We start from the raw sequence: 14673 nt of genomic DNA, 5'->3' as shown, positions 1-14673 counted from the left end.
GTCGATGACGGTTCGTACGCCGACGGTCTCGGCGCCGGCGCCGCCGGGGAGGATGGCGAGCAGTGTTCCGGCTTCGGAGCTGCTTTCCTTTCTTGGGGCGCTTGGGGAGTGGCGGGATCGGCGGAAGGCGGAGCTGGACGAGCTTGATCAGGCGGCCCTGCACTCGCCGGAGGCGGACGCGCTGAGTGCGGATGTCGTGCTCAGCATGACGGTCTGGAAGGCCGTCTCGGATCGGTACGAACTGATCCTGGTGACCTGGGACTCGGGCCGCGTCGGGCAGACGGAGACCGAGCGGATCTCGGCACTGATCTGGGGCGGGCTCGACGCGGGCGGCGCCGGCGGATCGCTCGCCGTTTCGTTGCCCGAGGCATGCAAGTTGTCGGACGCACTGGCGGCGACACTCCGCGCCAAGCTCGCCCTCGACCCCGGCGACGCCGACCTGGCCGCGCGCCTGCGGCAGCTGCGCGCGCAGGTCGAGCGGATCAGCGACCTGGTCAAGCTCGAGCCGGCCAACGTCCGCGACCAAGCCCTCGCCCAGCACCACGACCTCGATCGCCGCCTGACGGACCTTGCCGACCGCAACAAACGTGGCGCGGACATCGGCGGTCTGATCGGCCCGTTCGAGATCGACGCGGCCCGCGCCGAGCGTGACCTGATCGTCGGCGCCGCCACCCGCAAGGAGCGGGCCGCCGACGTCGCCCGGGCGCGCACGCTCCGCGGCGAGCTCGAGGCGCAAGGTACGGCGGTCCGAGCGCTCGCCGACAAGGCTGTCGCCACGGTGACCCCGGCGCCACGCCTCGCCGTACCCGATGTCACCGCACTCGGACCGGTGCCGAACACCCCGGCCGAGCTCGAGAAGTACCTGACCCGGTTGGACGCCGTACGACGGGCGCTCGGGCAGGCGCAGGCGGCGTACGGCACTGCGATCGGGAAACGTGACGAGCTGGCCCAGTTGCTGGACGCCTATCAGGTGAAGGCGGCAAGTGTTGCCAAGGGCAACGAGGATCTCGCCGAGCTGTACCGGCGCGGCCGAGCGGTGATCGAGGCGGAGCCGGTGGACCTGGCGCGCCTCGGTGCACTGGTAGCGGCCTACCAGGCCTACCTGGAAGGGACGAAATGACGACCTGCACTCAACCGGGCTGCACCGGCTCAATCGTGGACGGATACTGCGACGTCTGCGGGTCCCCAGCCGCGCCAAGCCAAGCGGCCGCAAGCCAAGCAGCCACAGGCCAAGCGGCAGCCCCGGCGACCGGCGCGTGCACCCGGCCCGGCTGCACCGGCACCTACGTCGACGGGTACTGCGACGTCTGCGGCTCCCCCGCCTCGTCAACCCCCAGCGCAGCCGCAGCAGACCCGGACCCGCTCAGCTCGGTCTCGACCGTCTCCCGCGCGTCCAACCGCCTGGCCTCCACCCCGCTCGGCTCCGCCCGCGCCGCCCAGGCCGGCTCGAAGCTGACCCGCAAACTCGGTACGTCGTCCACCCGCCTCCGCGGCGCCCGACTCGGCGCCGGCCTGACGCACGTGCCGTCGATCCCCGCGATCGACGCCAGCAAAGCGATCCTGGCCAACCCGATGGTCCCGGAGGACCGCCGCAACTGCCCGAACTGCGGCAACCCGGTCGGCCGGTCCCGTGACGGCCAGCCCGGCCGCACCGAGGGGTTCTGCCCGCATTGCCGCAGCCGGTACTCGTTCTCGCCCAAGCTCAAGGCCGGCGACCTGGTCGGCGGGCAGTACGAGGTCCGCGGTTGCCTCGCGCACGGTGGTTTCGGCTGGATCTACCTGGCCCAGGACCGCAACGTGTCCAACCGCTGGGTCGTTCTGAAGGGCCTGCTGAACTCCGAGGACCCGGACGCCGTCGCGGCCGCGATCGCCGAGCAGCAGTTCCTGGCGCGCGTCGAGCACCCGCTCATCGTCGAGATCTACAACTTCGTCACCCACGACGGCGCCGGCTACATCGTGATGGAGTACGTCGGCGGCACCTCGCTCAAAACGTTGCTCAAGCAACGAATGACCGCGAACAACGGCCAGTACGACGCACTCCCGATCGACCAGGCCATCGCGTACCTGCTGGAGATCCTGCCCGCGTTCTCGTACCTGCACGATCTCGGCCTGGTGTACTGCGACTTCAAGCCGGACAACATCATCCAGGTCGGCGACGCGGTCAAGCTGATCGACCTCGGCGGCGTACGGCGGATCGACGACCTGGACTCGGCGATCTACGGCACGGTCGGCTTCCAGGCGCCCGAGGTGGCGGAGGTCGGCCCGTCCGTTGCCTCCGACATCTTCACGCTCGGCCGGACGCTGTGCGTGCTGGCGATGGAGTTCCGCGGGTATCAGGGCCGGTACGTCGACTCGCTGCCGCCGGTGGCCGAAGTACCGCTGTTCCAGAAGTACGACTCGGTGTACCGCCTGCTGGCCAAGGCCTGCGCGAAGGACCCGGCGGACCGGTTCCAGTCCGCCGACGAGTTCCGCGTGCAGCTCCTCGGCGTACTGCGTGAGGTCGTGGCGGACAAGCAGGGCACCAAGGCAGCCCAGCACTCGGCCTCGTCACTCCTCTTCGGTACTCCGGGTGACAAGTCGACCGGACTGGGCGACACGGTCGAGCCGTGGCAGCAGCTGCCGTCGCTGGCGCCGGACGAGAGCGACAAGATGGCCGGCTGGCTGAAGACCGTTAGCGTGCCAGACCCGGCCAAGCGGCTCGAGCTGCTGATCGACGCGCCGGAGCAATCCGCGCAGACTCTGCTGGAGGTCGCGGAGGCCGCACTGGAGGTCGGACCCGAGCGCTACGACATGGTCGACACTGCGGTGGCCGACCTGCTCAACGCCGACCCGTGGGAGTGGCGGGCGGTCTGGATGGCCGGACTGGTCGCTCTGGCTCGGGGTGACTCGGCTGCTGCGCAGTCCGCGTTCAACGCCGTCTACGGCCAGGTGCCGGGCGAGCTGGGGCCGAAACTCGCGCTGGCGATCGCCTGTGAGCACAGCGGCGAGTACGACGTTGCCGAGGGCCTCTACCTGACCTGTGCCCGGACCGACGCCAACTACATCGCACCGTCAGCCTTCGGCCTGGCCACGATCCGTACGTCGCGCAACGACCTCGACGGCGCGCTCGGCGCGCTCGACCTGGTCCCCCGGACCAGCGGCGCATATGTGCGGGCCCGTCGCCAGCGAGCCGGACTGCTGGCAGGATCAGGGCGTGGCCTTCCCGCGCTCGCCCAGGCGATGGACAGCATCACCGCGCTGACCATCGACCCGGTCGACCGGGCCAACCTGGCCGCGGACGTGTTCCGGACCGCGCTGGCCGAGGTCCAGCAGTCCGGTCCGCAGGAGGCTCTACGGATCGACGGGCGGGCGGCGACCGAGTCGGCCCTGCGGGACGGGCTCGAGGCGACCTACCGGTTGCTGGCCGACCAGGCCGAGTCCCGGCCGGAACGGATCGCCCTGGTCGACCAGGCCAACGAGGTTCGAGGATGGACGTTGCGATGACGAGTACGACCGAGACGGTCTGCCCCAGCTGTGGCGGGCCGGTGTCCGAGTCCGATCGCTTCTGCGAGACCTGCGGCGCCGAGCTCACCCCGGCGACCACGCCGAGCTCGACAGCGCTGGACACCGACACCGAGCCGACGATCGAGATCACCGCGGCGACGGTCGAGGAGGTCGGTCCGTGCAAGTCGTGCGGCGGCACCATCGGCCCCGACGGGTACTGCGAGACGTGCGGCACCAAGGCTGCGAAGCCACGGGACCACTTCGAGGAGCAGCCCGCGCCGTGGGTGGCCGGAGTGTGCGACCGCGGCATCCGGCACAGCCGGAACGAGGACGCGATGGCGATCGCGGCCGACGCCGAGCCGGGCAGCCGGGCGCTGCTCGTGGTCTGCGACGGCGTCAGCTCCTCGCTCGACTCCGACGTGGCGTCGCTGGCCGCGGCCAGGGCGGCGTGCGAAGTACTGCAGGCCGGACACGCCCAGGGCCTTGGCACCGAGTCGTCCCGGGGCAGTGCGATCGCGGCGCGGCTCAAGGCGGCGGCGGACGCTGCGAGTGACGCCGTACTCGACAACACTAGTCCGGACAGTCCGAACCCGGCGTCCTGCACGTTCGTCGCGGCCGTCCTGGAAGACGGGCTGCTGGTGGCCGGCAACGTCGGCGACAGCCGGGCGTACTGGTTCCCGGACGAGGCCGAGGCGGTCGCGCTGACCGTCGACGACTCGTGGGCGGCCGAGCTGATCGCCACTGGGATCTCGCGCGAGGAGGCCGAGTCCGGTCCGCACGCGCACGCGATCACCCGCTGGCTCGGCAAGGATGCGCCGGACCACACGCCGCGGATCACGACGCTGCACGTGACCGGGCCGGGCTGGCTGCTGGTCTGCTCGGACGGTCTGTGGAACTACTGCTCCGAGGCGGCACCGCTGGCCGACCTCGTCCGTCAGACAGCTGCGGGGTGTGGTGGCGAGCCGAGGGCCACCGCGTCCGCACTGGTCGACTGGGCCAACGCCCAGGGCGGCCAGGACAACATCACCGTCGCGCTCGCACGTATCTAAGGAGAGGGACCCGAGATGGCCGACTTCACCGCCAGCGTCTACCAGAACGAGTTCCTGCCCGACGGCGGGACCGACGTACACGCGATCGTCACGGTGAACTGCACCGGTGCCGGCGCGGCCGGCCAGTCCGGTAGCGGCGACGCGGGCGAGATCATCATCGTCGACACCTCCGGCTCGATGGGCCGCGAGGGTGTCCAGGCGGCGGCGTACGCCGCGCAGACCGCGCTCGACCAGATCCTCGACGGGGTCTGGTTCGCGGTGATCTCCGGTAACGACCGGGCGCAATTGGCGTTCCCGCCGTCCTCGGAGCCGGTGATGGTCCGGATGGACCCGTACACGCGGCAGGCGGCCAAGGACGCGGTGTCCCGCTTCTACGCCGACGGCGGTACTGCGATGGGCACCTGGCTGCGGCTGGCCTCGCGGGTCTTCGCGACCGTGCCGTCGCTGTCCCAGAAGCACGCGATCCTGCTGACCGACGGCGAGAACCAGCACGAGACGCCGGAGGCGCTGACCCAGGCGATCGAGTCGGTCACCGGCCAGTTCCAGTGCGACACCCGCGGCGTCGGCGTGGCCTGGCAGGTGGACGAAGTACGGCGGATCGCGCAGGCACTGCTCGGTACCGTCGACATCATCCCGGCGCCGGACCAGCTGGCCGCCGAGTTCTCCAAGCTGATCCAGAACGCGATGAGCCGCGGTGTGGCCCAGGCCGACCTGCGGGTGTGGGCGCCGCAGGGTGCCGAGGTGCTGTTCGTACGGCAGGTCGCGCCGACAGTCGAGGACCTGACGTCCCGTCGTACGGCGATCAACCCGCTCACCGGGTCGTACCCGACCGGCTCATGGGGCGACGAGTCCCGTGACTACCACGTGGCGATCCGGCTGGCCGCCAAGGCGATCGGGCAGGAGCAGCTCGCCGCCCGTGTGCAGCTGGTGATCGGCGATCAGACCGTCGCGCAGGGTCTGGTCAAGGCGCTGTGGTCGGCCGACGAGGCGTTGACGACCCGGATCAGCCCGGAGGTCGCGCACTACACCGGACAGACCGAGCTGGCGCAGGCGATCCAGGACGGCCTGGCCGCCAAGGCTGCCGGTGACACGGCGACCGCGACCACGAAGCTCGGGCGGGCGGTGCAACTCGCGGCCGCGACCGGCAACGAGGAAGCGACCACGCGGCTGCGCAAGGTTGTCGACATCGACGACCAGGAAACGGGTACGGTGCGGCTGAAGCGGACCGTGGAGAAGGCCGACGAGATGGCGCTCGACACGGCCTCCACCAAGACCACCCGGGTGAAGAAATGACTGTCAACTGTCCGAGTGGGCACCCGTCCACCTCGACCGACTACTGCGACGTCTGCGGCCTCCCGATCCCGGCGGGCACACCTGCCACGGGCTCGGACCCGGCCGGTGCTGCAGCGAGTGGGCCGGCTGCTCCGGCGCCCGCTGGTGCCGGGCTCGGTTCTGGGGTCTCAGCGCCCGCCTCCCCGGACGCCGCTCCGGCGGGGCAGCTGTGCCCCAACTGCTCCGAGGCAGCCTCCCTCGACGCGTTGTTCTGCGAGAACTGCGGCTACGACTTCACCACCGGCACCATGCCGCGAGCCGCGTCGTCGCTGGACCTCTCGTCGTCCGGCCCGACACCGCCCGCACCGCCCGCGGCAATCGCGGAGTGGGTCGTCGAGCTGTGGGTCGACCCCGACTGGTACGCCGTACAGCAGAGCGACGACCCGTGCCCGTCACCCGGCCTGCCGACGGTGATCCCGTTGACCGAGAAGAGCCTGCTGATCGGCCGCCCGTCCCGCAGCCGGAACATCCACCCGGAGATCGACTGCGGCGACGACACCGGCGTCAGCCGCCGCCAGGCGCAGCTCACCACGGACGGCACGCGCTGGTGGGTCGAGGACCTCCAGTCCTCCAACGGCACGTACGTCGCCTCCGCCGCCGGCCCGCTCCCCGAGGACCCGATCATCCCCGGCCAGCGCCAGGAGCTGAACCCGGACGACCGCATCTACGTCGGCGCCTGGACCCGTCTCGTCGTACGCAAGGCCACCCCGGAAGAGCAGGCCGGCCAGGCCTAGGACGTCGCGCCGGCCTGTGGCTCCCGGGTCCAGGTCGGCGACGGGTTGAAGCACAACCACTCGATGACGGTCGAGCCGACCACGATCGGGATGGCCCACGCCCACGGGTGGTGCGGGAGGCTGACGATCGCGATCGCGGTCCAGAGCGCGACCCAGCCCCCGCCGTACCCGCGCAGGACGCCGCGGTACCAGAGTCCGCCGGGAGCCTCGGCGGAGCGCTGGCCGAGGTAGACGAACAGGTACGACGCGATCGTGATCGGCCAGAAGTACCAGAGCCGGCCCCAGTCGTACGGGACCATCACCAGCGCGGTCAGACAGACTCCGGCGATCGTCCAGTGGTAGACCTCGCCGGCCCAGTTCAGCCCGCGGCGACGCAACGTCAGCACGATCGCCAGCGGGCCGAACAGCACGGCGAGAATCCCGGCCACGACATGCAGGATCAAGGCGATGTCACGCATCGCAGCGACTCCCCCCGGAGCTCCCTGACATGTCAGGGAGCATAGGGCGCGAGGTCGTCGCTCGTCTGCACCTCGGGCAGGCGAGTTCAGCTCTCCGGGAAGGACAGCACCCGGCGGACCGCGAAGTTCCGATATCCCATGCGTTCAAAGGACTTCGCCATCGGCACATTGCCGAAGTCCGTGTCGGCTCTGATGTGCTCTGCTCCCAGCTCGGCGTGCATGTAGGTGATCTCGGCCAGCAGTTCGTCGATGTACCGGTTGCCGCGATGCTCGGGCAAAACGCCGAGGTATCCGACCGTCGGTCCACCCGCGTTCGCGGACGGGATCGCGAAGCCGATCAGCTTGCCGTCTTCGTTGTATCCGAGCCGCCACCAGGCCCGGTCGCTGTTCGGCATCGACTTGTACAGGTCGAGTTCCTCGCGGGCCGCGGTCTCGACCCCGACCCGGGCGATCTCCCGCGCCGTCGCGGCATCCAGACTGCCCTGGCTGACCTGCATGAACACGTCGACGAACGCTCCGTCGTCGGCGGGCTCGAACCGCAGCCGGGTGGAGCGCGGCGGCAGCCCGTACTCCGGCTTCCACTCGTATCGCAGCCGGTCCGTGATCGCGGTCAGCCCGGCCGCTGCGGCCGCCTGTGCCCGCGGCTCAAGCGCGGCGACGACCTCCGGCTGCTGCTGCCAGTCGCTGGCCAGGAAGAAGTGATACTCCGGCTGCTCACCATCGGCCGGCCGCTGTGCGAGGGCGTGCTTGATCAGTTCGGTCCACGCCGGGACCGGGTCGTCGTCGCCCACGTAGTACAGGCCATCGATGCTGAACGGCAGGTCCTCACCGGGACCGCCCCACCAGATCGCGAGGGCGCGGATCACGCCGTTCTCCTCGACGACCCAGGTCCAGTCGTCGCGGTAGTAGCCGTCGGCAACGTATTCGACGTACCGGTCGTGGGTGACGGTGTTGACGGACTTCTGCTGCTCGATCAGAGCAAGGATGGTGTCGAGGTCGGCCTCGACGGTGTTGCGAATCGTCACAGATCCTCCAGCAGGAGGCGCGGATCCGCTCAGTGCGAGCTGTGGGAGCGGGTCGGGTGCGCCGGGAAACAAGTCGGTGTGCTCATCGGTCGCTCCTTCCACTCCGGGTCTGGTCTCGCCGGGCCAGACTCTAAGTGGCGGGCGGGGTCATAGTCCACCTGTTATTCACACCTGGGATGTACGAACGTTTGTTTGCGGGGGAAGCGTGCAGGCATGAGAACCCTCATCGCCGCCGTGGTCCTGGCGACCACCGCCGCCTTCGGCACCACCGCCTACGCCGCCCCAACCACCGCCCCGACCTCCAGCACGTACGTCGTCGCCTCGGCAGCCGCGATCGACACCTGTGCGCTGAGCTCACTGCCGTCGCAGGCAGCCGACACCCTCGACCTGATCCACTCCGGCGGACCGTTCCCGTACCGCCAGGACGGCACCGTCTTCCAGAACCGGGAGGGCATCCTCCCCGACGAGTCGAGCAGCTACTACCACGAGTACACCGTGAAGACGCCCGGCTCGTCCGACCGCGGCGCCCGCCGGCTGATCGGCGGCGGCGCGACGACCGACCCCGAGCACCTCTACTACACCGGCGACCACTACGCCTCGTTCTGCGAGGTCGACGAGAACAGCTGAACTGCTGAGAGTAGTCTCGTCGGCACGTTGAGTGATCACTCCATGGATGGAAGGATGCATCACCGATGCCGACTCCGCGACTGGGCCGCGCTGTCCTTTTGGTAGCTGCCGGTCTGTTGCTGTCCGCCGCGTTGGTCGTCTTCGGCCGGCCCGACACCGGGCTGGCCGAAGCGACCGGCGATCCGCTCAAGCTGACCAACGGGTTCTACGTCGACCCCGGCTCGGCCGCGGCAGCCTACGTACGGCGGCATCCCGAGGACACGGAGCTCGCGACGAAGATCGCGGGTCAGGCGTCGGCGCGGTGGTTCGGCATGTGGAGCGGGGACGTGAAGGCGGGCGTCGCGGCGTACACGATGGCCGCGGACCGGGCCGGCAAGCTGCCGGTGCTCGTCGCGGACAACCTGCCCGGTGGACCGTGCGGGATCGGCGGCGGGGCGGCGTCCGAGGCGGCGTACCGGGCTTGGATCGGCGGCTTGTCGGACGGGATCGGAGTACGGCCGGCCGTCGTGGTGCTCGAGCCGGATGCGCTGGCGCGACTCGATTGTTTCCCGCCGGCGGAGTGGGACGGGCGGATCGCGATGCTCAAGTACGCCGTGGGGCTGCTTGCGGTGAAGAATCCGAACACATGGGTGTATCTGGACGCGGGGAACGTGGGGTCCGGTGATGCGAAGGAGATCGCGCGGCGGCTGCGGTTGGCGGATGTCGGGAAGGTCCGCGGGTTCGCGCTGAACACCGCGAACTACTTCACCACCGCTGAATCGGTTGCTCGCGGTACGGCGATCCTCCAGGCGCTCGGCGGGGGATCGCACTTCATTATCGACACCAGCCGCAACGGCAACGGCTCCGATGGCAGCTCCTGCAACCCACCCACCCGCAAACTAGGCACTCCCCCCGCCGTCGCCACTTCCCCCGTAGACCTCCATCTCTGGCTCCGCACCCCCGGCGAATCCGACGGCCCCTGCGGCCAAACCCCCACCCTCCCCATCCGAACCTTCTCCCCGCTCCTCGCCCACCACCTAATAACCGGCACCTAAAGGACACCGCTCCGCGGCGACAGTCCTATTGGCCGCTTCGCGGCGAGCGCGACCGTACCGAGAGCGCCGCCACCGGCGAGCCGACTGGGCGAGGTGGTTGACGCGGAGCGCCTCACGCACACCTGCGCCCGGCGAGTGGACTGGGGCAGGGGTGGTGGAAGGCGAGGGGGTCCGCCCGGCCGGCGCCTTGCAGCTGGCTGGCGCCTTGCAGCTGGCTGGCGCCTTGCAGCTGGCCGGCGTGTGGATCGGGCAGCCGGGACGCTGTGGTGGCGTCGTACGGAGCGCCAGCGCCCACGTCCCACCACAACAGCAAGCGGTCCCGGGCTTTTGCCCGGGACCGCCTGTTGGTGCTGTGTGCTGTCGGACTTCAGGTCAGAAGTCCATGCCGCCCATGTCGGGCGCGCCGCCCGGAGCGGCTGCTGCCTTCTCCGGCTTGTCGGCGATGACGGCCTCGGTGGTGAGGAACAGGGCCGCGATCGACGCTGCGTTCTGCAGCGCGGAGCGCGTCACCTTGGCCGGGTCGATGATGCCGGTCTTGATCAGGTCGACGTACTCACCGGTTGCGGCGTTGAGGCCCCAGCCCGGCTCGAGGTTGCGAACCTTCTCCACCACGACGCCGCCCTCGAGGCCGGCGTTCACGGCGATCTGCTTCAACGGCGCCTCGACCGCGGACCGCACGATGGCGGCACCGGTGGCCTCGTCACCCTCGAGGTCCAGCTTCTCGAACGCGATCACCGACGCCTGCAGCAGAGCCACGCCACCACCGGCGACGATGCCCTCCTCGACGGCAGCCTTCGCGTTGCGAACGGCGTCCTCGATGCGGTGCTTGCGCTCCTTCAGCTCGACCTCGGTGGCCGCGCCGACCTTGATCACCGCAACGCCACCGGCCAGCTTGGCCAGCCGCTCCTGCAGCTTCTCGCGGTCGTAGTCGGAGTCCGACTTCTCGATCTCGGCGCGGATCTGGTTGACCCGGCCGCCGATCTGGTCCGCGTCGCCCTCGCCCTCGACGATGGTCGTCTCGTCCTTGGTGACGACGATCTTGCGGGCCTGGCCGAGCAGCTCCAGGTCGACCGAGTCCAGCTTGAGACCGACCTCCTCGGAGATCACCTCGCCGCCGGTGAGGACGGCGATGTCGACCAGCATGGCCTTGCGGCGGTCACCGAAGCCCGGCGCCTTGACGGCGACGGCCTTGAAGGTGCCCTTGATCTTGTTGACGACCAGGGTCGCCAGCGCCTCGCCCTCGATGTCCTCGGCGATGATGGCCAGCGGCTTGCCGGTCTGCATGACCTTCTCCAGCACCGGGACCAGGTCCTTGATGCTCGAGATCTTGCTGTTGACGATCAGGATGTACGGGTCGTCGAGAACCGCTTCCATCCGGTCGGTGTCGGTCACGAAGTACGGCGAGATGTAGCCCTTGTCGAAGCGCATACCCTCGGTGAGCTCGAGCTCGAGGCCGAAGGTGTTGCTCTCCTCGACGGTGATGACGCCTTCCTTGCCGACCTTGTCCATCGCCTCGGCGATGATCGAGCCGACCTGGGTGTCCGCGGCCGAGATGGACGCGGTCGCCGCGATCTGCTCGCGGGTCTCGACCGGCTTCGCGAGCGACAGCAGCTGCTCGCTGACGGCCTCGGTCGCCTTCTCGATGCCCTTCTTCAGGCCCATCGGGTTGGCGCCGGCCGCGACGTTGCGCAGACCCTCGCGGACGAGAGCCTGAGCCAGCACGGTGGCCGTGGTGGTGCCGTCACCGGCGACATCGTCGGTCTTCTTGGCAACTTCCTTGACGAGCTCGGCCCCGATCTTCTCGTACGGGTCCTCGAGCTCGATCTCCTTGGCGATGGAGACACCGTCGTTGGTGATCGTGGGGGCGCCCCACTTCTTCTCCAGTACGACGTTGCGGCCCTTCGGGCCGAGCGTCACCTTCACGGCGTCGGCGAGGGTGTTCATACCCCGCTCGAGGCCGCGGCGCGCCTCTTCATCGAAAGCAATCAGCTTGGGCATTCTCCGCGAGTCCTCCCGCGTCGAGTCTTTGTGGTCCAGCCGGCCCGGATGCCCGCGACGGACGGCACCGACCCGCGACGCTCATGTCCCGCCGCGCTCCGGCACCTCATCGAGGCCGTCTTCTTGCACACTCCCCGGGCACGAGCACTTATCACTCTCGCCCTTGGAGTGCTAACCAAGTATTAGCACTCGACCCAAACGAGTGCAAGCCAGACCACCTGCCGCTCACGCCCCGGGCGGCGCCTCCGCCGGGCCGAAGACGATGATCCGGACGCCGGTCTCGGTCCGCGGCTGGTGCCGGCTGCCGGCCTGGTAGTAAAGGTACGTCCCCGCCGGGTAGGACCGGCCGTGGTCGAGCAGCTCGCCCGACGCGACGTAGATCAACTCGTCCCGGTCGTGGACGTCGACCTCCGGCCAGGTGATCCCGGCCTCGAGGTCGAAGGCGCGGACCAGCACCTGCCCGCTGGACGGCAGAGCGCGGCGGACGATACCCGGCGCGACCGGGCTGGTTTCGGCGTCATCGAGCAGGACTGCTTGAGGTTCGTTCGGCATGATCACAATCTGGCAGCCCGGCCCCGTCCGGCAACAGGCTCCTCCCGGTCCCGGACCGGACGCATCCGGTCACAGGGACGCTACGGTGTGTCCATGGTGAACCTGCGCCCCGCCGGCCCGGACACCTGGCCAGACGTGGCCGCGGTGATGGGTGAGCGCGGCGACCCGTCCCGCTGTTTCTGCCAGTACTTCCGCCTCCGCGGCAAGGCCTGGTCCGACAGCAGCCCCGCTGACAACCGCGAGGGTCTCAAACAGCAGGTCTGCACCTCTGAGCAGCCGCCCGGAGTCCTCGCGTACGACGGGAGCACGCCGATCGGCTGGTGCGCGGTCGCCCCACGTACGGCGTACCCGCGCGTCGTCGCGTCGCCCAACTGGCGCACGGACCACCCGGACGCCTGGGTGATCACCTGCTTCGTCGTACCGGTCGGCCATCGCCGCCAGGGCGTCGCCGCGGAGCTGGTGTACGGCGCTGTGGACCTGGCCCGCTCGTACGGCGCCTCCACCGTCGAGGCCTGCGCGGTCGACACCACCGCAACAGGCCGGATCTCGTCCGCCGACCTGTACCGCGGCCCGCTGTCCGTCTACCTGAGCGCCGGCTTCACCGAGGTCAGCCGCACCAGTCCGCAGTGGGTCCTGGTCAGGTCAGCTGTGCAATCAGGTACTTCGGCGCGGTGAGCCGCCATGCCTCGGTGATCAGCTCCCCGAGCTCCTCCTCGTCCGCCAGCTCCAGCTGGATCAGCACCCAGGCGAAACGACCACCGTCCCAGGACGGTGCGTAGACCTCAGGATCCTCGGCGACGAGCGCCTCCTGCTCCTCGCGGAGCGCCTTCAGGTGCAGCCGGGTCTGGTCCTCGGACATGTACGCAAAGCTCTTGTTCCGAACCTTGAACACCGGCTGCCCCGCCCACCCCTCGTGTTCCTCGGCGCCCGGCAAGCCCGCCATCACCTTCACCACCGCCTGCGCATCCATACCCCAACGCTAGGCACCCCCACCGACAGTTCCGTCAGCTGGTGACGACCACTGCCACGGTTGTACCCGGCTTCAGCATCGTCCCGGGAGCCGGTGACACCTTCAGCACCTCCCCGGGGGGATAGTTCGGCGACCTGAGCGTGTAGATCTGGGACTTCAGCCCGACCTGCCGGAGCACAGCGGCGTACGCCGACCCCGTCGGCCCGTTGAGGTCGACCCGGAGGGACTGGAAGCTCGGCACGCCGGTCCGGTCCGGCACGATCGCGATCCGGGCAAGCATGCGATCGACCTCCGCAGCACTCGTGGACGAGTCGGCGCGGAACCACACCTTGAGGGACGGGATGCTGACCGTGCTGCCACAGGTCGTGGTGTTGGCCTTCGGGTAGTTGGAGACCGAGCAGGTCGTCCGCTGCCGCTCGGCGGGAACTCCCCCGATCTGGAACTTCTCATCAGCACGGAAATCGACCCGCGGCCGGCCGTAGTACAGCTCCACACTCTCGACCCCTGCCGGACGGAACGCCCCGCAGAAGAGCGCTGCGCTCGGGTCGTCGATCAGCACGGTGTCCTGCTTCGGCGTACCGCATTGGCTCTTGTTCGTCGGCCAGTCCGCCGGGACAGCGATCGCAGCGTGGCCGAAACCGACCATTCTCAGCGCGGGCGGGGCCGGCGCCGGGGTTGGTGACGTGACGGGCGCGGTTGGTCCGCGCGAGGTCAGCAGGGTCGATGCGCCGATCACAGCCGCGACCGCAACCGCAGCGACCAGTCCCGCAGTACGGCGGTGGCGCCGGCGGGCTGCTCCGGCGTACAGGGTGTCCAGAGGGGGTGGGCCGACCGGGGTTTGCTCGGCAGTGCGTTCCAGGAGGTCTGTGAGGTTCATCGGGGGTCTCGCAGTTCTGACAGGTGTGGGTCCTGCGCCAGGGCCTTCACCGCGCGGGACAGGCGGCTCTTGACCGTGCCGGCGGCGACGCCGAGGACTGAGGCCATCTGCTGTTCGTTGAGGTGGGCGTAATAACGCAGTACGACGGCTGTGCGCTGGTCGTCGGGCAGTCCGTCGAGTGCTCGCATCACTGCGTCCGTTTGGTCGATGCCGGCAGTCGGATCGACGTCGGCGTACTCAGGCAGCACCGCTGACGGCCTCTCCCCGTGCCATCGGCGCCGTCTGGACGAGCGGAAGCAGTTGATCAGCACCCGGTGCACGTACGCGTCCCGGTCGTCGGCGGCGCGGACGCGGTTCCACTTGACCAGGCAGCGCTCCAGCGTGGTCTGGACGAGGTCTTCGGCTTCAGGCGGATTGCAGCCGAGCAGAACCGCCGCACGGACCAGCGTGGGCCAGCGTGCGGTCACATACTCGCTGAAGTCGTCCATACCCCTCCTCACCCGTACAGACAGGGTGACGGCCCGCGCTGGTTCC

The 14673-nt window shown here is 69.5% G+C and carries 15 protein-coding genes; 8 read left to right on the top strand and 7 right to left on the bottom strand.

Going from position 1 to position 14673, the window contains the following annotated elements; translation table 11 throughout:
- The first annotated feature begins 4 nt into the window (after positions 1 to 4).
- The 5 genes from ACFWUU_RS21070 to ACFWUU_RS21050 are packed head-to-tail and all read left to right on the top strand — an operon-like array spanning position 5 to position 6598.
- Positions 5 to 1120 carry a hypothetical protein gene (locus tag ACFWUU_RS21070; RefSeq protein WP_380177387.1) on the top strand — a complete coding sequence of 372 codons (1116 nt, stop codon included), beginning with the start codon at positions 5 to 7 and terminating at the stop codon, positions 1118 to 1120.
- On the top strand, positions 1117 to 3483 hold the full coding sequence (locus ACFWUU_RS21065) for a tetratricopeptide repeat protein (RefSeq protein WP_380177385.1): 2367 nt from the start codon (positions 1117 to 1119) through the stop codon (positions 3481 to 3483). Before ACFWUU_RS21070 ends, ACFWUU_RS21065 begins: the two co-directional genes overlap by 4 nt.
- The gene (locus ACFWUU_RS21060) at positions 3468 to 4532 is read left to right on the top strand and encodes a protein phosphatase 2C domain-containing protein (RefSeq protein ID WP_380177384.1); all 1065 of its coding nucleotides are present in this window, start codon (positions 3468 to 3470) and stop codon (positions 4530 to 4532) included. Before ACFWUU_RS21065 ends, ACFWUU_RS21060 begins: the two co-directional genes overlap by 16 nt.
- Positions 4533 to 4547: 15 nt before the next feature.
- Positions 4548 to 5825 (top strand): VWA domain-containing protein, encoded by a 1278-nt coding sequence (locus ACFWUU_RS21055; protein WP_137258778.1) that lies wholly within the window; start codon positions 4548 to 4550, stop codon positions 5823 to 5825.
- Positions 5822 to 6598: an FHA domain-containing protein gene (locus ACFWUU_RS21050; protein ID WP_380177383.1), complete on the top strand. Its 777-nt coding sequence runs from the start codon at positions 5822 to 5824 to the stop codon at positions 6596 to 6598. The genes ACFWUU_RS21055 and ACFWUU_RS21050 overlap by 4 nt, the downstream gene beginning before the upstream one ends.
- Here ACFWUU_RS21050 and ACFWUU_RS21045 read toward each other — a convergent pair.
- Both ACFWUU_RS21045 and ACFWUU_RS21040 read right to left on the bottom strand, forming a co-directional pair.
- On the bottom strand, positions 6595 to 7056 hold the full coding sequence (locus ACFWUU_RS21045) for a hypothetical protein (RefSeq protein WP_137258776.1): 462 nt from the start codon (positions 7054 to 7056) through the stop codon (positions 6595 to 6597). The genes ACFWUU_RS21050 and ACFWUU_RS21045 overlap by 4 nt on opposite strands.
- A gap of 86 nt (positions 7057 to 7142) precedes the next feature.
- The gene (locus ACFWUU_RS21040) at positions 7143 to 8081 is read right to left on the bottom strand and encodes a GNAT family N-acetyltransferase (RefSeq protein WP_380177382.1); all 939 of its coding nucleotides are present in this window, start codon (positions 8079 to 8081) and stop codon (positions 7143 to 7145) included.
- A gap of 213 nt (positions 8082 to 8294) precedes the next feature.
- On the opposite strand from ACFWUU_RS21040, the gene ACFWUU_RS21035 reads away from it, so the two are divergent.
- Entirely contained in the window at positions 8295 to 8708 is a 414-nt protein-coding gene (locus tag ACFWUU_RS21035) for a ribonuclease domain-containing protein (protein WP_380177381.1), read from the top strand.
- Between the two features lie 65 nt (positions 8709 to 8773).
- Entirely contained in the window at positions 8774 to 9742 is a 969-nt protein-coding gene (locus ACFWUU_RS21030; RefSeq protein WP_380177380.1) for a glycoside hydrolase family 6 protein, read from the top strand.
- Positions 9743 to 10114: 372 nt separating this feature from the next.
- On the opposite strand, the gene groL is transcribed toward ACFWUU_RS21030, so the two are convergent.
- Positions 10115 to 11740, bottom strand: a complete 1626-nt coding sequence (gene groL, locus ACFWUU_RS21025; protein ID WP_137258772.1) for a chaperonin GroEL — start codon at positions 11738 to 11740, stop codon at positions 10115 to 10117.
- A 225-nt stretch (positions 11741 to 11965) separates the two neighbouring features.
- On the bottom strand, positions 11966 to 12292 hold the full coding sequence (locus ACFWUU_RS21020) for a cupin domain-containing protein (protein ID WP_380177379.1): 327 nt from the start codon (positions 12290 to 12292) through the stop codon (positions 11966 to 11968).
- A gap of 93 nt (positions 12293 to 12385) precedes the next feature.
- On the opposite strand from ACFWUU_RS21020, the gene ACFWUU_RS21015 reads away from it, so the two are divergent.
- Positions 12386 to 12967: a GNAT family N-acetyltransferase gene (locus ACFWUU_RS21015; RefSeq protein WP_380177378.1), complete on the top strand. Its 582-nt coding sequence runs from the start codon at positions 12386 to 12388 to the stop codon at positions 12965 to 12967.
- On the opposite strand, the gene ACFWUU_RS21010 is transcribed toward ACFWUU_RS21015, so the two are convergent.
- The 3 genes from ACFWUU_RS21010 to ACFWUU_RS21000 are packed head-to-tail and all read right to left on the bottom strand — an operon-like array spanning position 12930 to position 14627.
- Complete coding sequence (locus tag ACFWUU_RS21010; protein WP_380177377.1) at positions 12930 to 13262, bottom strand: MmcQ/YjbR family DNA-binding protein; 333 nt, start codon at positions 13260 to 13262, stop codon at positions 12930 to 12932. The two genes, ACFWUU_RS21015 and ACFWUU_RS21010, sit on opposite strands and share 38 nt — an antisense overlap.
- 34 nt (positions 13263 to 13296) lie before the next feature.
- A complete protein-coding gene (locus tag ACFWUU_RS21005) occupies positions 13297 to 14139 on the bottom strand; it encodes a PASTA domain-containing protein (RefSeq protein WP_380177376.1) in 843 nt (280 codons plus the stop codon).
- Positions 14136 to 14627 (bottom strand): SigE family RNA polymerase sigma factor, encoded by a 492-nt coding sequence (locus ACFWUU_RS21000; protein ID WP_380177375.1) that lies wholly within the window; start codon positions 14625 to 14627, stop codon positions 14136 to 14138. The genes ACFWUU_RS21005 and ACFWUU_RS21000 overlap by 4 nt, the downstream gene beginning before the upstream one ends.
- Positions 14628 to 14673 lie beyond the last annotated feature (46 nt).

The organism is Kribbella sp. NPDC058693, from assembly GCF_042715335.1.
GTDB classification, from domain to species: Bacteria; Actinomycetota; Actinomycetes; order Propionibacteriales; family Kribbellaceae; genus Kribbella; species Kribbella jiaozuonensis.
Note: the sequence above shows the minus strand (reverse complement) of the source record. Positions and strands in the feature narration are given on the sequence as shown.